At 65.1% G+C, this 16,850-nt stretch carries 16 protein-coding genes; 6 read left to right on the top strand and 10 right to left on the bottom strand.

Annotation, left to right across the window (positions count from 1 at the left end; all coding sequences use genetic code 11):
* Positions 1-27: 27 nt before the first annotated feature.
* Genes BN2156_RS05790 through BN2156_RS05815 form a run of 6 tightly spaced genes read right to left on the bottom strand, consistent with a single transcriptional unit; the run spans position 28 to position 6,629 of the window.
* A complete protein-coding gene (locus tag BN2156_RS05790) occupies positions 28-1,116 on the bottom strand; it encodes an NADH:flavin oxidoreductase/NADH oxidase (RefSeq protein WP_090511232.1) in 1,089 nt (362 codons plus the stop codon).
* Positions 1,116-2,093 carry an amidohydrolase family protein gene (locus BN2156_RS05795; protein ID WP_090511234.1) on the bottom strand — a complete coding sequence of 326 codons (978 nt, stop codon included), beginning with the start codon at positions 2,091-2,093 and terminating at the stop codon, positions 1,116-1,118. Before BN2156_RS05795 ends, BN2156_RS05790 begins: the two co-directional genes overlap by 1 nt.
* Positions 2,090-2,527, bottom strand: a complete 438-nt coding sequence (locus BN2156_RS05800; protein ID WP_090515541.1) for a cupin domain-containing protein — start codon at positions 2,525-2,527, stop codon at positions 2,090-2,092. The genes BN2156_RS05795 and BN2156_RS05800 overlap by 4 nt, the downstream gene beginning before the upstream one ends.
* Positions 2,528-2,555: 28 nt before the next feature.
* The gene (locus tag BN2156_RS05805; protein WP_090511236.1) at positions 2,556-3,746 is read right to left on the bottom strand and encodes an FAD binding domain-containing protein; all 1,191 of its coding nucleotides are present in this window, start codon (positions 3,744-3,746) and stop codon (positions 2,556-2,558) included.
* The gene (locus BN2156_RS05810) at positions 3,743-5,098 is read right to left on the bottom strand and encodes an MFS transporter (protein ID WP_090511238.1); all 1,356 of its coding nucleotides are present in this window, start codon (positions 5,096-5,098) and stop codon (positions 3,743-3,745) included. Before BN2156_RS05810 ends, BN2156_RS05805 begins: the two co-directional genes overlap by 4 nt.
* Positions 5,099-5,129: 31 nt before the next feature.
* The gene (locus BN2156_RS05815; RefSeq protein ID WP_090511241.1) at positions 5,130-6,629 is read right to left on the bottom strand and encodes an aldehyde dehydrogenase family protein; all 1,500 of its coding nucleotides are present in this window, start codon (positions 6,627-6,629) and stop codon (positions 5,130-5,132) included.
* Between the two features lie 107 nt (positions 6,630-6,736).
* Between BN2156_RS05815 and BN2156_RS05820 the strand changes: the two genes are divergently transcribed.
* Entirely contained in the window at positions 6,737-8,530 is a 1,794-nt protein-coding gene (locus BN2156_RS05820) for a helix-turn-helix domain-containing protein (protein ID WP_235625214.1), read from the top strand.
* A 697-nt stretch (positions 8,531-9,227) separates the two neighbouring features.
* On the top strand, positions 9,228-9,698 hold the full coding sequence (locus tag BN2156_RS05825) for a hypothetical protein (protein WP_235625215.1): 471 nt from the start codon (positions 9,228-9,230) through the stop codon (positions 9,696-9,698).
* Between the two features lie 33 nt (positions 9,699-9,731).
* Here the strand turns inward: BN2156_RS05825 and BN2156_RS05830 are convergent, their stop codons facing one another.
* Positions 9,732-10,382, bottom strand: a complete 651-nt coding sequence (locus BN2156_RS05830; RefSeq protein ID WP_159402817.1) for a maleylpyruvate isomerase family mycothiol-dependent enzyme — start codon at positions 10,380-10,382, stop codon at positions 9,732-9,734.
* 141 nt (positions 10,383-10,523) lie between these two features.
* Here BN2156_RS05830 and BN2156_RS05835 point away from each other — a divergent pair, with 141 nt between their 5' ends.
* The 4 genes from BN2156_RS05835 to BN2156_RS05850 all read left to right on the top strand — a co-directional run bounded on the left by BN2156_RS05835 (position 10,524) and on the right by BN2156_RS05850 (position 13,929).
* A complete protein-coding gene (locus tag BN2156_RS05835) occupies positions 10,524-10,952 on the top strand; it encodes a cellulose-binding domain-containing protein (RefSeq protein WP_090511249.1) in 429 nt (142 codons plus the stop codon).
* A gap of 174 nt (positions 10,953-11,126) precedes the next feature.
* Positions 11,127-11,732: an LGFP repeat-containing protein gene (locus BN2156_RS05840; RefSeq protein ID WP_090511251.1), complete on the top strand. Its 606-nt coding sequence runs from the start codon at positions 11,127-11,129 to the stop codon at positions 11,730-11,732.
* A 407-nt stretch (positions 11,733-12,139) separates the two neighbouring features.
* Positions 12,140-13,291 (top strand): MCE family protein, encoded by a 1,152-nt coding sequence (locus BN2156_RS05845; RefSeq protein ID WP_090515543.1) that lies wholly within the window; start codon positions 12,140-12,142, stop codon positions 13,289-13,291.
* A gap of 122 nt (positions 13,292-13,413) precedes the next feature.
* Positions 13,414-13,929, top strand: a complete 516-nt coding sequence (locus BN2156_RS05850) for a nuclear transport factor 2 family protein (RefSeq protein WP_090515546.1) — start codon at positions 13,414-13,416, stop codon at positions 13,927-13,929.
* 23 nt (positions 13,930-13,952) lie between these two features.
* On the opposite strand, the gene BN2156_RS05855 is transcribed toward BN2156_RS05850, so the two are convergent.
* From BN2156_RS05855 to BN2156_RS05865, 3 genes are all read right to left on the bottom strand, one after another.
* Positions 13,953-15,638, bottom strand: coding sequence for a GMC family oxidoreductase (locus tag BN2156_RS05855; RefSeq protein WP_090511254.1), 1,686 nt, complete (start codon positions 15,636-15,638; stop codon positions 13,953-13,955).
* Positions 15,639-15,783: 145 nt separating this feature from the next.
* A complete protein-coding gene (locus BN2156_RS30855; RefSeq protein WP_090511257.1) occupies positions 15,784-15,942 on the bottom strand; it encodes a hypothetical protein in 159 nt (52 codons plus the stop codon).
* A gap of 47 nt (positions 15,943-15,989) precedes the next feature.
* On the bottom strand, positions 15,990-16,844 hold the full coding sequence (locus BN2156_RS05865; RefSeq protein ID WP_090511259.1) for an alpha/beta hydrolase: 855 nt from the start codon (positions 16,842-16,844) through the stop codon (positions 15,990-15,992).
* Between the last annotated feature and the right edge of the window lie 6 nt (positions 16,845-16,850).

A 16,850-nucleotide genomic window follows, 5' to 3' on the forward strand; every position in this document is an offset into this window, starting at 1 on the left:
CTCGTTGTCGCGCATGCCACGCAGGGCTCATGTGAAGGCACGGCTGTATTGGGGCGGGTAGGGCAGGACCACGCCGGTACGCCGGGCCGCGTCGCGGACCCAGTTCGGGTTGCGCAACAGGGCTCGCGCCACGAAGATGGCATCGGCTTCGCCACCGGAGATGATCGCTTCAGCCTGTTCGGCTTCGGTGATCAACCCAACCGATGTCGTCGCGATGTCCGCCTCGGCCCGCACCCGCTTGGCGAACGGCACCTGGTAGCCCGGAAACACCGGGATCCTGGCGTCGGGAACGGCTCCCCCGGAGGAGACATCGACCAGGTCGACACCTGCCGTCTTCAACTCGGCGGCCAGCACGACGGTGTCCTCGACAGTCCATCCGGGACGCGGGTCGTCGGTGTCACCGGCAAGCCAGTCGGTCGCCGACACTCGGAAGAACAGCGGCAGGTGGTCGGGCCAGGCCTCCCGTACCGCGGCGGCCACCTCCAGGGCAAATCGCATCCGATTACCGAGCGTCCCGCCGTACTCGTCGGTGCGCACGTTCGCTTGCGGTGACAGAAACTGGTGGATGAGATAGCCATGCGCCCCGTGGATTTCGAGGACCCGGAACCCCGCGGCGACCGCCCTGCGGGCAGCGTCGGCGAAGGCCGTCACGATGCGTCCGATCTCAGCGCGGCTCAGTTCGCCGGGGACAGGGTGGCGGCCGAAGGCTATCGGACTGGGACCCACTGTCGTCCAGGGCTCGGGTTGGCGGGCCGGGTCGGGCCATGGGCGGCCGGTGGATCCCTTCCGGCCGGCGTGCACGATCTGGATTCCGGGGACGGCGCCGTGGCCGGAGATGAACCCGGTCAATCGCCGAAATCCGGGCACCTGTGCGTCGTTCCACAATCCGAGGTCATAGATGCTACTGCGGCCGACCGGGTTGACGGCGGTGGCCTCGACCATCGCCAGCGCGACCCCGCCGATCGCGCGGGCACCGAAATGTTGCAGATGCCAATCGGTGGGAGTGCCGGCCTCGGGTCCGTCGACGACCGCCGCGAACTGCATCATCGGCGACATCCACGCCCGGTGGGCGAACGTGACATCGCGCAGGGTCAGGGGACTGAAGAGACCGGGCATCAGTTCATCCCCAGAAACGCTCGCGCCGCTCGCGCCAATGCGTTCTCGTCGGGGCCGTGTTTGACCGCGAACCGTACGGGTTCGGCCTCGGCCATGTCGAACGGGTAGTCACTGCCGCACACGACCTTGTCTTTCCCGGCAATCTCGCAGAGCAGCTCGAGCTGGGGTGCGTCATGGGTGACCGTGTCGAAGTAGAGGTCCCGGATCACCGCGGAGGGCAGCCGGGTGCATCCCGCTCGCACGTCGGCGCGGGCGCGCCAGCCGTGATCCCAGCGGCCGAGCAATCCCGGGGCGCAGCCACCGCCGTGCAGGAAGCAGATGCGCAGGGCCGGCAGCTCATCCTTGAGTCCGCTGAGGATCAGATTCGCGACGGCGGTGGCGGTTTCGACGGGGTTCCCGATGAGATTGGCCAGGTAGTAGTCCGCCCATTCCGGTCGCCCGATCTGCATTGGGTGGACCAGTACGGAAAGGTCGAGGCGGGCCGCCTCGGAAACGATGTGCCGCAGTATCCCGTGGTGCAGCGATCCACCGTCGACCACCGGAGGGATGGCGACCCCGGCGATGCCGTCAGCGTCACGCAGGGCGGTGAGCTGGGTGGTCACCAGTTCCGGTGTGCCCAGGCTGACGATACCCAGGCCCAGCAGCTTTCCGTCCGCGCGGCTCACGACATCGGCCAGCGACGTGTTGAAGGCCCGGGCGTAGTCGGTGCCTGCCGCGTCGTCGGTGAGCGGAAAGGCGAACGGTGGCGCTGAGAGCACCCGCACCGCGACCCCGGCACGTGCCATGTCCTCGATGATGGCGGCCTCGTCGCTCATCGCCTCGGTGGCGATCGACAACGGCAGGTCACCAAGATACAGCTGGCCTTCGCGATCGTTCATCGGTCCGTACGGTGCGCCGGCCGGCAACCCGAACAGATCGCGCGGGAGCCAATGGGCGTGGACGTCGATGACGCCCTGCGGGTGTGTGCCGGCGCTCATCGTGCGATGTCCAACACGGTGTTGTCGCTGTCCAGGTGCTCGACAGTGGTGAAGACCAGCTCGGAGTCCCCGATGTTCTCGATGTCGTGCAAAAGGAATTCGCCTGCTCCGAAATGGAAGTGGCGGGTCTCGCCGGCCTGATAGGAGACCTCACGGATGGAACCGTCGTGGGTGTGCTGGCGGCTGCGGCCGGCATTGATCGCGGTCCAGAAGTAATCGAGAACGTGGCGGTGCGCATGCCAGCGCTCACCGGGCGCCAACCGGATTTCCCACACCCGCACGCGCGAATCCTCGCTGAGCAGACGGGATCCGACGTGGCCGTCGAATGCGTGATCGGTGAACTCCGTCTTGAGCCAATCGGGCCAGCTTTCGAAGTCGGTGGCCACCAATTCACCGGCCAGCGGCAGGTCGGTCAGGTAGTTGTCTTCGTTCATCGTCGAGTTCCTCTCGTAGTGAAGGGTTTCAGTGCCCGGGCCCATACAGGCCGAATCGCAGATCCGGATCGCCGGGCGTCCAGGTGTTGCGGAACTGGGAGCGTTCGCCCATGTCGACGACTCGGCGTAGGAGCGTGTCGCTGAGCTGCAGCTGAGCCGGCTCCCACTTCGACAGAGCTGAGGTGATGTCGCCCGGTGAAGTGGACAAGGCGTCGGCCAGGGCCCAGGCGTCAGCGGTGGCCTTGGCGGTTCCCGCCGCGGCGTGTGGCCGCGATGCACACGCGGCATCTCCGATCAGCGCGGCCCGGCCGAGCGCCATCCGCGAGGACCGCACGTCCGACAACACCTGCAGATAGGGCTGGGCGGTGGCGGCGACCACCTCGGCCACCGCGGGGGCCAGCTGACGGCCGGCCGCCGCGCGCAGTTCGGTGACGAAGCGGTCCTGCACCTGTCCGGGGTGCACGGACACCGATCCGGTGAATCCCCGCTTGTCGGTGAGCAGTTCAGTGAGCTCGGGGCCGGCCGAAGCGTTGCGGTACCAGACGTAGTTCATCAGACGGTCGGCTTCGTCGAGGCTGTCCTCGCCGGGTATCGGGTACATGGTGATGTGGGAATTCGGGATAACGGTGTAGGTGATGGCGTCGCTGAGGGTTTCGCGTGTCTGCGCACTGAGTTCTGACAGCGCAACAGTGCCCCGCCAGCCGACATATCCCGAATACGCGAGTTTGGCGTCAGGGTCGAACGATTCGCGTGCCGGCGAGCTGATGCCGTCGGCGAACACCACGAGGTCGGCGCGGGCTTTTGTTCCGCTGACGAACCGCACGGTCACCGTGTCGGCATCCTGGTCGAAGCCGCAGGCGAACTCGCCGTAGTGGTAGTGCTCGGTGCCGAAGTCGGCAAGCAGAGCCCGGTAGAACGTGCCCCACGAAGTGTAGGTCCATACCGCGCGTTCGCGGTGGATGACCGCTCCGCTGGGGTCGAGGTACTGCACGTAGTCGGTGGCGGTGTGCAGGTCGGCCAGTTTCTGGTGGCTGCGTTCGGCGAACCAGCGCACGGTATCGGGTTGTAGGACGATGCCGCTGCCGCGGCCGTCCAGGGGAACCGGCGTGCGTTCGTAGACGTCGACGTGGAATCCCAGGTCGCGCAACAGCAGGGCCGTCGTCAGCCCTCCGATGGATCCTCCGACAACGATCGCCGACGCATTGGCGTATTCGGTCATGACGCGCTCTTCTCGCTCAATGGAATGTCTTGGACGGCGTTGTGGTCGACCGGCATTGGTTCCCCGCGGGTTTCGCGCGCGAAAGCAAGACCGATGACGGCGATCAGACCGATCGCAGACACCGATGCCGTGGCGATGCCGAGGTTTCCGCCGAACCACGAGGCGGCGATTACCCCTGCGGTGAAAGGCCCCAGCGCGGTGATGTAGCGGCCCACGCTGTTGCAGATCGCCAGTGCGGTGGCGCGCACACTGGGCGGGAAGAGTTCTGGGCCGTAGATGAAGGTGCCCGACAGTGCGCCGAACAAGCCGAAGCCCAGAAGAGGCATCGCCACGAGCATTTCGGTGTAGCTGCGGTCGAACGGGAACGCCCAGGCGATCGCGGCGGCCGAGACTACGAAGCTGATCAGGAAGGCTTTCTTCCGTCCGATGGCGTCAGCCACGAAACCCCATGCGGCATAACCGATGATGCCGCCGGCATTGAACAGCATGGCCGCCGCCGCGACCCGGTGGTCGGCTACCGCCCGGTCAAGGCTGGCGGCGGTGGTCATCTGCCGGATGATCTGCGGGTACCAGGTCGATACGCTCCAGAACGAGATGAGCGCTCCGGTAGCCAGCGCGGTGCACACCAGCATGGGGTGCAGCAGCGGGGGAGTGAACAGGCGCCGCAGCACGAATCGATCGTGGTCATGGTTTCGGCCGAGCGCTTTCCGTTCCTTTCTGGCTTGCAGATGGGCGCCGATCTCGGGCGGCTCGGGTACGTAGCGGCGGATGAACCAGACCACCAGGGCCGGGATGCCTGCCAGCAGCATCATGGCGCGCCAGCCGTGGTCGCCGAGCAGCGCGTACGCGGCGGCTGCCATGAAGAACCCGGCCGCGTACCCGGCCATCATGACTCCACCCGCACGGGCCCGGAAGCGGTTGCGCCAGGATTCGGCGATCAGTGCCGCGCCTACGGGTGCCTCGACGCCCGAGCCGAGGCCCGCGATAAAGCGCAGAATGCCGAGTTGCCACCAGGTTTCGGCGAACACCGCCAGAGCGCTGAAGACGGCGTAGGTAAGGATGCCGACCGACAGCACCCGAGTGCGACCGAAGTAGTCGGCGAGCATGCCGAACAGGATGCCTCCGGTGGCCCAGCCGGTGAGGAACAGCGCCACGGTCAGCCCACCGTAGAAGCCGATTGCCGCTCCGTCGGTGCCGATCCCGCTGTTGGGAAGCAGTTCGTTCATGGCCGGACCGAGTACGAGCACGTAGAGGCTGCCTGCAAAGCCGTCGAGTCCCCACCCCAAGGTGGTGCCCGCCAGAACGAGCCATTGTGTCCGGGTGATGTCCTGATGCCAACGTCCTGTGGACATGGATGTGCCTTTCGAGGGTTCGGGGGATGGGTCAGTTGAGGCGGCTCTGCGGCTGGTCGCCGTACCAGTCGACGTGGTCGGCCGCGGTGCGCACCACGATGGTCTTGACCCAGGAGAAATCCTCGAATGATTCTGTGCCGGCGTCTTTTCCGGATCCGGACTCCTTGATGCCGCCCCAGGGCAGCGACGGTTCGAGGCGGTGGTGGTCATTGACCCACACCATGCCCGCGTTGATCTGGGCTGCGACCCGGTGTGCCCGACTCACGTCGGTGGTCCACAAGCCGGCGCCGAGCCCGTAGGGGTTGTCGTTGGCCATGCGGACGGCGTCGCGCTCGTCATCGAAGGGTATGACCACCGCCACCGGGCCGAAGATCTCTTCACGCGCGACGATCATGGTCATGGTGGCTTCCGCGAGCACGGTGGGAGACAAGAAGTATCCGTGGTCGAACGGGCTTGGCAGAGAAGGTGTCCGGCCACCGGCCTTGAGGGTGGCGCCCTCATCGAGCCCGGTCTGGATCAGGGCCGCCACCTTGTCCCGCTGGCGGGCGCTGATGAGTGGTCCCATCTGCGTGGCGGGCAATGCCGGATCACCGAGCCTGATCGCCTGTGCACGGGCTGCGAGGGCATCGACGAATTCGTCATAGATGCCGCGCTGCACCAGGAATCGGGAACCGGCCACGCACGACTGGCCGGCCGCGACGAACGCCGCGAATGCCGCGCCCTCCGCGGCGATGGCGGGGTCGATGTCGTCGAACAGCAGCACCGGCGTCTTGCCGCCGAGTTCGGCCGTGATGCGGGCGAATCGCGACGCCGTCGCGACCGCCGCCGAGCGGCCGGCCTCGGTGCCACCGGTGAGGGTGATCTTGGCGATATCAGGATGATGGGTCAGGCGCTGCCCGGCCGCGCGGGCACCTGTGACGACGTTCAGCACACCGTCGGGCAATCCCGCCTCGGCGAGGATGTCGGCGAGGGCCAGGGTGGTCAGCGGGGTCAGCTCGGATGGCTTGACCACCACGGTGTTTCCGTTGGCCAGCGCCGCTGACAGGCTGCGGGCCAGGATGAGCATCGGATGGTTGAACGGGGTGACGATGCCACACACGCCGAGTGGCAGCCGTTGCTGATAGGAGAGGTAAGGGCCATCCCCGGGAAGAACGGCCTGGCGCTGAGCCGCCAACAGCCCGGCGTTGTACCGAAACCATTCCGGTACCCGGGACAACTGGGCCCGGGTCTCGGTGATCGGTCGGCCATTGTTGCGGGTTTCGAGGCTGTAGAGCGTCTCACTGGAGTTCTCGATGGCATCGGCGATGCGCAGCAGGAGTCTGGCGCGGTCGCTGCGGACCATGCTCGGCCACGGCCCGGCCTCGAATGCCCTTCGCGCGGCGGCAACTGCGGCGTCCACTTCGCGCTCGCCCTGTTCTGGGAGCGTGGCGATGACCTCGCCGGTGGCGGGGTTGAGAATGTCCCGGAACTGACCGGGCTGAACGGCCGAAGCCGGGGCGGGCGATGTGCTCTCCAGTGAGACGTGGGTCATGGAACATGAGTGTCGTCACACCGGCGCAGGCGTTCAATGTTTGGCAAGACATATTTGTTCGATATTTATGTCTCGCTTGACACCTCCGTGTGCGGCACACTGATCGTGTGGCTTCCCCGACGGACAATCAACGGCCCGGTGCGGAACTGGTGACGTGGCTGGCAGCGCTACGGACCCTCAGTGCTCAGGCCTGTGCCGATACCGATCTGCGGGAGGTGCTCTGTCTGGTTGCCGACACAGCGCGGACTCTGCTGGGTTTCGACTTCTGCGGCGTCCTCATCCCCGATGCGAATGGTGATCGGCTGATGGTGCAGGGATTTAGCGGCTTGTCGGAGGAGTACGTCGAACGGGTCAATTCCGACAGGCCGATCCGGCTCGACAGCGGATCGCCCTCGAGCCGGGCATTCCATCGCGGCGAACCCGTGTCCATCCGGGACGTCCGAGGCGAGCCTGAGTTCGCGCTCTGGGCCGGCGTCGCGCAAGAACAGGGATACCGTGCCATCGTCGCGGTACCGCTGGTGGCCGGCGCTGGCGTGCTGGGAACCCTCAACGGCTACTACGCCTCAGTGCACACGTTCACCCGGTATGAGATCGAGCGGCTGATCCTGTTGGCCAACCATGCCGCGATCGCAGTCACTTCCGCTCGCCGTCTCGACGAGTTGCGCACGCTCACGGGCTCATTGCGTGAACAACGCGACGCGTTGGCACGATCAGAACAGATCCACGAGCGCCTGTTGACGGTTACATTGCGTTCCGGCGGGATCACTGGGATCGCTGCCGCGCTGAGTGATCTCATCGGCCGGCCGGTGCTGATCGATGACGGGCGCCAAGCTGAGCTGGCCCGCGCCGGGGAGGGTATCGAATTTCCCACTCCCGCAGCACGTTCGGCATCGGCCGAATGCATGTCCACGGAGGCCTCGGCGACCGTCGAGGCGGTTGCCGCGGCCGACGGCGGTTCCAGCGGGTGGCTTTTTGCACCCGTGCGGTTGGGTACTGAGGTGGCCGCGCGGATCTGGTTCCCCGGCGAAGTCGAAACGCTTGACCCACTCCAGATTCGGGCCGTCGAACACGCGTCCATCGTGGTGTCGGTCGAGCTGCTGCGGGAACAGACGGCCTCCGAGGTGGAAAGTCGGCTTCGTGGGGAGTTGCTGACCGATGTGTTGTCCAGCAGCGGGTCCCTGTCCGATGCATTGTTGACCCGTGCCCGGCGGCTGGGGCACGACCTCAGCGTGTCTCACGTCGCGATCGTGGCAACACTGGCCGGGCCCACAGAAGTGGCCACCCGCCGTGCGTGGCAGCGTGCGCTGACGGCCGTGACAGAGTTGAGCTCGTCGTACCGGCCGAAGCCATTGGTGGCGATGCACGGCGGCATGCTTGTCGCGCTGTGGCCACGGGTGGCCGACACGAGCGAACCGCCCGGCGTCATCGTCCAGCGAGCGATCGCCCAAGTGTCACAAGAGATCACGGCCACTGCCGCCGCCGCTGCTTCCTGCGCCGACAACGTCGGCGAGGCCTACCGCATTGCCAAGGGAGCGTTGGATATTGCGCTGCAGGGCGGCAGATCCGGCGCCACGGTCACCCTCGAGGATCTCGGTATCGTCGGTCTGCTGCTCCAACTGAACGATCCGGCCAAACTCGCGGCGTTCGCTGCTCGCACGCTCAAACCGGTCATCGACTATGACGCGAACCATCGCACCGAGCTGATGACGACATTGCGGAGCTACTTCGCGAACAGACAGGACCGCAACGCGACCGCCACGACGCTGCTGATCCATTCCAACACCGTCGCGCAACGGCTGCGACGCATCGAGCAGTTGTGCGAGGTCAACCTTGCCGATCCGGTGACCACCATGGAGTTTTCGTCTGCGCTGATGGTCCACGACGTCGCCACGCGAAACTGATCGACGAGAAGCCACCCCTTTTCGTCGGGGCTGGATTCGCGGCAGAGGACCCATTCTTCGCACCCATTCCGATTGTCGCTGGCAAACAGAGCATCAGGCATCGGTCATGCCTGTACGGGCTCGCGGAAATCGCGGACTTACCGCGGGTTTTGCGTGATTCCGAATGTTCCAATACAGTTCTCGGCTAATTACTACGGTGACGTAGTAGCAGGCAAGGTGGCACAGCTCACATTCCGGCAACTGGGGTGGTAGTTGCCACGAATACGACGTGTTTGCGGCCGGATGCTTCCAGCATCGCCGAGGCTGTAATTGATGCAGCAAACTCTTGCTCGCGCGCATCTGGTCGAGTGGTGCTTGTCTCCGCGTAGTGACCAATGCGCAGTTCAACCCTGTTTTTCGCGCCGGCAGGCGGGGCTGGAGGGGGCTTCCGTGCCCGGCACACGGACCCACAAGTTCAAATCCCCCCACAGAGGAGAGCAAGACCATGCCGAAAGCCGACCGATCATTGGGGACGTTCGGAAAACCGAGACACGTAAAGAAGATCACCGTCACGCTTCTCGTCGCTACGGGCCTGGGAGGTGGCGTCACGCTGCTTTCTCAGCCCGTGGACCCGCATCCAGCGGTCGCAATCGAGCAACGGCCCGCGGCAGACACAATCCCCAAAAACGTCGCGGCCGTTGTGCCCACGCCGGTCCTCGTGACCAAAGACTCCAACGCCCAGGACATCGTCAAGGCCATCGTGAGCCAAGGCCGGGCCGCCAGGTTGAGCGAAGACCAGATCAAGACCGTCATCGCCACGGCGAAAATCGAATCCAGCTTCCGCCCGACCGCGTCCGGCGGAGTCCAGGCCTACGGCAGTCGGGGGACCGCAGCCGATGAGGTCATCGGCCTGTTCCAGGAGAAGGCCAGCTTCGGTTCCGTGGCCGACCGTCAAGACCCCAACAAGGCGATTTCCCGGTTCATTACGCGATTCTCCGAGGCGTACAAAAAATACGGCATCACCGGCGACACCGTGCTGGCGGCCACGCTCGCGCAGAACCCGCAACTGCTCAAGTACCACGGCGGGGTAGGTACCCACTACTACAACACCGTCAAGGCGGCGATGAGCGCCGCTGCCGACTTGTACCGTCGCGCCGCCGGCGCACCGCTGCCACCACCGATGACCTGATACGAGCCGGTTGGGGACTCGGCTCACCAGAGTTCAGACACGGCCTGTGAACGCACGGAGTGTCTGCACGGTGGCATCGGGTCCGGTCATCGTTATTTCGCCTGCTGCCGGACGCCCCGACAGCCATCGGATCAGGTCCGGGGGAGAACCGCCGAGCATGACCTTGGGACCCCGCTTCGGCCCGGCCGACCAGTGGCAGTGGCCGTCGTTGGTGCCGACAGTTACCCGCACCCCGGCGGGCAGTTTCTTGAGTTGATATCGCAACACCAAGGGGACGGCCTCGGCCAGTGCCGCCGGTACGGAGTGGACTCCGTTGTGGCAGCGGATGAGATCGTCGTGATGCGTCCAGTACTCGAACAGGGTCAGTGGGGCCACGAGCGGCCGTAGCAGCAGCGGCGGCACGGGCTGACGCAGCCGGTTGACCAGCGCGGTAAACCCGTGGCGTCGCTCCATACGCATTGCCTTGTCGACGAGTCTCGGCGTAGCCGGGACCGAAAGCCCACCTGCGACGAGGGACCGAGCGACAAAGGTCGTCACACCGCCGAAGCGTTCCTCACCGACGAGGTGGGCCGCCAGGTCCAGCGCAGTCCACTCACCGCATCCGGTTGGGGCAGACGGCCCCACCTTGATCAGCAGATCCGCGAATGTCGCCCGTTCGGCTCTGACGTCCTCAGCGATCGTCACGTCCACAGTGTGACCGCAGGATCACCTCCTTCACGTCGTCGAGGCGAAAATCTCGCGACGGTTTCAGTTGGGCATAGGTACCGCAGCTTTGCCGGCGATGCGAGGGTCGTTGTCGATGGCGTGGCCTTAGTGTTTGCTGCTGTGGCCAGACTGGACAATCACGTGAAGCGCTGGAGCGCAGCGCTTCACGTAGCTCTGGCGGCGTTGGTCGTTGCTGCCTCCGGAATCGCCGGCATCCCGGCCGCTCATGCCGCCGCGGCCGCCGCGAGGCTGTCGGTGTCATCGACATGGCAGACCGGCTTCATCGCGCACTTCACCATCGTCAACGCGAGCACCGTGCCGATGACGGATTGGCGGCTCGAATTCGATTTGCCGGCAGGCGAATCTATCTCGCATACCTGGAGTAGCAACTTCACCCGCTACGGCACGCATTATGTTCTCACTCCAGCGAATTGGAACCGCATCATTGCGCCGGGTGGTTCGGCCACCGGCGGCATGAGAGGCGTGCTGTCCGGCTTCTACTCACCGCCCGCGAATTGCGTACTCAACGGGCAATATCCCTGCACCTAGGGCGAATGTGCGCCGAAGCCCGGCGGTTCCGGGACCTGCAGCGACGGCGTGTCGCATAGGTGAGGGGACCTCGGTCACCTCACGCTGCCGTTGTGATTCGGTTATAGTCCGGGCCGTGATAGGGGCCTCGATCACAAATTGGCCCACACCACAGAAAGACGCGAGAGGAAACCCATGAGGACGATCGCACGCCAAACCGCAGCTGTCGGCCTGTCCGCCGTCGTGCTGGTCGCCGTGGGCTGCAGCAATGGCAACAATGTCGACACCTCGATGCAGCCTCAAGTGGGGTTGATCGCCACCACCACGGCAGTAGCCCCGGCGCAGCCCGCCGAAGTGAAGCTCACCGGGGAGCGAGACGTCGAGGTCACGTTGACCGGCCCGATCGCCGCCAAGTACTCGTCGGCAACCGAAAATCAGAAGGCCGCCCTCGGCAAGCCGCTCACGGGTGATCGCAACGCCGGAGCACGGGAGAGTGGCGTGCTGTTCCAACAGTTCCAGGGCGGCGTGATCACCGCCAAGAACGCCGAGGCGGGAACGCCTGGATACATCACCTGGGGCAAGATCCGGGAGGCCTGGAACATCCCGCGCGACCCGGAAGGCGTCCCGGCGATCACCGGTGAGAACGGCTCGGTGGGGCCACTTGGCGCACCCACCAGCGATGAGACCGCCGACGGTGATTTGCTTGTCGAGACGTTCGAGCACGGCAAGGTTTCGTACAACACGAAGACCCACCAGGTCGAGGTGACGGTCAATGACAAGGTCGTACCGTCGGGGCTGTAGTCAGCCCGGACGGTAATGCGCCTCCGGGCCTTGCCCGGTGGCGTCGATTCCCCAATCTCTTTGTGACACCACTGACTTTGCACCGCAGTCGTGCCATGCGCATCTGCGGCTGAACGCGCGCGACGTTACGCCGGTTACTTCGATCTGCATGATGTGATGCGGGTCTCGTGACGGTGGCGATTTGATGTTTGCCGCACTGGGCGCCATCCAGTTGCAGTCGTCTCTGATTGTTTGCGAGAGTTCTGCTCGCTCACTCGCTGGCTGCTCTGTGCTCACCAACTGGCCGGCCGCGTCAACAAGTCGGAGGTTTGTGCGTGGCCTCATCCACCGCGGTATTGCGGACCCAGCCCGATCGGCGGTTCAAGCACTGGCGGTACGACCCGCCGTACAAGACGGCGTGCGTGGGGATGATCATCCTTCTGGTTGCGGTGCTGACGTTGACGTGGATGCAGTTCCGGGGCGCTTTCGAGGAGAAGACGCAGCTGACGGTGTTGTCCGGGCGGGCCGGTCTGTCGATGGATCCAGGGTCGAAGGTCACCTTCAACGGTGTGCCGATCGGCCGGCTGGCATCGGTGGACGTCATCACCGTCGACGACAGCCCGCAGGCCGAGCTGACCGTGGACGTCAAGCCGCAGTACCTGAAGCTGATCCCGCAGAACGTGACCGCCGAGCTGAAGGCCACCACGGTGTTCGGCAACAAATACATCTCGTTCGTGTCGCCGCCCAACCCGTCACCGCAGCGGATCTCGCCCGATACGCCGATCCGCGCCCAGGGTGTGACGACGGAGTTCAACACATTGTTCGAGACGATCACCGCGATCTCCGAGCAGATCGACCCGATCAAGCTGAACCAGACGCTGACGGCCACCGCCCAGGCGCTCGACGGCCTGGGCGACAAGTTCGGCCAGTCCATCGTCAACGGCAACGACATCCTGGCCGACCTGAACCCGCGGATGCCCGAGATCCGCCGCGACACAGCGGGTCTGGCCGACCTCGGCGAGGTGTATGCGAATGCGGGCCCGGACCTGTTCGACGGCCTGACCAACGCCGTCACCACCGCCCGCACGCTCAATGACCAGCGGGGCAATCTGGACCAGGCCCTGGTGGCCGCGGTCGGATTCGGCAACACCGGCGGCGACATCTTCGAGCGCGGCGGGCCGTACCTGGTCCGCGGTGCGCAGGATCTGGTGCCGGTCAGCGAAATGCTCGATCGCAACAGCCCGGCACTGGCGTGTTCGGTCCGCAACTATGCGCAGGCCGCGCCGAAGTTCGCCGACCAGACCCGCAACGGCTACGCACTTGAGCTGCACGACTTCCTGATCGGCGTGGGCAACCCGTACGTCTATCCCGACAACCTGCCGCGGGTCAACGCCAAGGGCGGGCCGGAAGGCCGGCCCGGCTGCTGGCAGCCGGTGACCAAGGACCTGTGGCCGGCCCCGTATCTGGTGATGGACACCGGCGCCTCGATCGCGCCCTATAACCACCTCGAACTCGGCCAGCCGCTGGTGACCGAATACGTGTGGGGCCGTCAGATCGGCGAAAACACCATCAACCCGTAGACGTCTGGACACAGGGGGTGGGACGCCTCTACCCCGGTAGGGAATTTTGACCGTGAGCCGTCAGGTCCGTCGACTAGTTTGACAGGGTGTCGTCCCCTACCTCAGATCCGCAAGTGCAGGAAATGCTCGATGAATTCGCACTGCGCAAGCTCGTGCACGGGTACTGCCGGGCGGTCGATCGCGGGGACATCGTCACGCTGCGGAGTCTGTATCACCAGGACGCGCAAGACGACCACGGTGCCTTCTCTTCGGGGTCAGTGGACGCTTTCCTGAAGACGCTCATCGATACCCGTCCGTATTTGAGGTCGATGCAACACCACATCACCACTACGAACTTCGCGATCAGTGGCGACCGCGCCGAGGGGGAGATCTACAGCATCGCCACCCACGCGTTCGTTGTCGGCGACGGCGAGACCGAGCTCGTCATCGGCGGTCGATATCTGGACAAGTACGAGAAGCGCAGGGGTGTATGGAAATTCACCGCCCGACAGATCGTCACCGATTGGGCACACGTACACAACCCATCGACCGTCGACATGAGCCATCCGATGACACGTGCCACGCCACTGGGTAGTCCGGGACCCGATGATCCGTCGTACGAGTTCTTCTCGATGCTCGGGCAGAACGCCCAACGGTAGCTCGCTTTTTGTCGCGGGCCGACCTATCCCAGGATCGCCCGCGCTGCGCGCTCTGCGATCAACATGACCGGCGCGTTGGTGTTGCCGGAAGTGATCGTGGGCATCGCCGAGGCATCGACCACGCGAAGGCCGGCGACGCGATACACGCGACAGTCGGTGTCGAGCACCGTGGAACCTGACCGCGGGAGACCTTGTGTGTCAAAGGCTCCCATCGTGCAGGTACCCACCGGGTGGAAGATCGTCGTGCCGAGTTCACCAGCGGCCTGCTGCAGGTCTTCGTCGCTCACCAGTTGCGGGCCGGGCAGCAACTCTTGCGGGCCATAGGGAGCCAGCGCCGGCGCAGCCATGATCTGCCGGGTCATCCGCAGGCCCTTCACAGCGATTTGACGGTCGGCGTCGGTGGACAGGTAATTGCACGAGATCTTCGGGTCGGTCAGCGGATCGGCACTGGCCAGGCGCACATGGCCACGCGAGCTGGGGCGCAGATTGCAGACGGAGGGGGTGATGGCTGCGTAACGGTGTAGCGGTTCGCCGAACTTGGGTAACGACAAGGGCTGCACATGCCACTCCAGATCGGGACTGGCCAGCGAGGGGTCGCTTTTCGCGAACGCCCCCAGCGTGGAGGGCGGCATGGTCATCGGTCCTGATCGCAGCGTCAGGTATTGAAGTCCCATGCCGCCACGGGTGATCCAGTTCCGGTACAGCGTGTTGACGGTGCGGGCGCCCTGGACCCGGTAGACCGTTCGCAGCTGCAAGTGGTCCTGGAGGTTTTCACCCACTCCAGGCAGATCGACGGCCACCGGCACCTGATGCTGGGCAAGCAGCCCTGCGGGGCCGAGTCCCGAGGCCTGCATCAGATGCGGCGAGCCAATCGCCCCAGCGCTGAGGATCACCTCCCGGCGGGCTCGGACCTCGACAATCTGGCCATCCTTGAGCAGCCGCAGGCCGGTGACCCGGTGCCGGGCCGTGGTCCACGCACCGCGCCGCTGATCGTCGCGGACCTGACTGTCCATCAGCAGTCCCAAAGCCTGGGTCTGGGTGTAGACGGTGAGGTTGGGGCGGTGGGCGATGGGGTGCAGGAAGGCATCGGCCATCGACCAGCGGCGGCCACGTCGCTGGTTCACGTGAAAGTAGGCGCTGCCGGAGTTGTCGCCCCGGTTGAATTCCTCGATCGGGGCGATGCCCATCTGGGCAGCGGCGGCCTGCCAGGCGTCCAAGATCTTCCAGCGCACTCGCGGCCGCTCGACGCGGATCTCTCCACCGGTGCCGTGCCAGGCGTCGGCTCCGCCGAAGTAGTCCTCCAACTCCTTGTAGATGGCGAGCGTCTCACCGGGACCGTCCGAGCCGCCCCACAACCAGCGGTCGTCACCGGTGGCCTGCGCCCACAGGGCGTAATCGCTTGCCTGACCGCGCATGTGGATCATGGCGTTGATCGATGAGCAGCCACCGATCACGCGACCGCGCGCATAGTGAATGCTGCGGCCGGCCAGTCCTGGATCGGCCTCGGTCGTGAAGCACCAGTCAGTGCGGGGGTTGGCGATTGTGTACAAATAGCCCACCGGCACCTTGATCCAGAACCAGTTGTCTTTGCCGCCGGCCTCGATCAAGAGCACACGGTGATCAGGGTTCGCGCTCAGCCGATTGGCGAGCAGGCAACCCGCACTGCCTGCTCCCACGATGATGAAATCGAATTCGGCGTCGGGGCTCATTCCGGAATCGTTCCTCCATGGCGTCGGGTGCGTGTCCTAGTGTGGCTGACCGTCGGGCGCCCACACGTTCCCATGCTGAACCCAGCTGAGAACAAAGTTGATTCGTTGTGAGTTCCCGGCGAGTAACCGTCCTGATCCAGATATGTCAATCGGGGGAGCGATCGCCCTGCTCATTGCGACGGCGCGCGGCCTCGATGATCTCGGGTGGGGCCGGCCGCTGCAACCAGGCCCGTATCCGCAACAAGCCACCGGCGATGATGCCGACGGCAAGGACCGCGACCAGGATCCAGAGCGCAGTGGACATATGGCCATTGTCCGCCTAGGCCCGCCGTGTTTGGGCCGATATCGCACTCACAGAGGCCGACACGTCCTGAGGTAACTGAGGAACGAGGCCTGCACGCCAGTCACGTGCGTTTCGCGCAGGATCTCGCTGGTGACCGCTTCGTTGCGGGACTTGAGGCGATGGAGGACGGTGGCCGTGTTCTTCGCGAGGCTTTGGTAGACGGCCAGATCTCCGAGAAGCTCTCTGTCGTTGACAGTTACGTGAAGTCTGGTGCCACGCCGGCTGTCGCCCAACTCATCGAGCTGGGCGAAGATCTGACTGTCTTCGGAGATGATGCCGGGGCTGCCCGCTGCGATGCTCTCGAAGACGGCGCTGCCGGTGAGCCAGGTGTAGAGACTGAAAAGTCCGCCGTAGGAGTAGCCGAAAAGACCGTGACCGCTTGCGGCTGTGTGATAGTCGTGTTCGATCCGCGGATGCAGCTCGGAAGTGAGGAAGCTCAGGAACACGTCGGCATGAGTGTCGCGTAATTCGGCCAGGTAGGCGTCGGATTCCTCTCGGGTCCTCGCGCCGGTCTCCAACCCCATCTCCACGGCATCGATGAGTTCCTTGGCGATGGGCTCGCCCGGTGGCACGAAGTCTCGGTTGCGCAGACGATCCCAGTCTTGTGCTTGCTCGCCCGCGTAGCCGACGCTGACTTGGATGTAGGGCTGGATCCGCTGCATCGGGTCCATCTGGGTGACGATGAGCGGAGCCGTCAGGCCCACAGCCCAGTTCCCGTCGAGCACGTACACAACAGGCACTCGCGCCACGGCGCGGTTGTAGCCGGGCGGCGTGGTCACCCACACGCCGTAGTCCTGCCCACCGCTGGATCGCATCTCGAAATAGTCGGTGTCGGCGAGACAGCCGTGCCACATGGAGCTCATCAAAGG

The sequence above is a fragment of the Mycolicibacterium neworleansense genome, assembly GCF_001245615.1.
GTDB lineage: Bacteria > Actinomycetota > Actinomycetes > Mycobacteriales > Mycobacteriaceae > Mycobacterium > Mycobacterium neworleansense.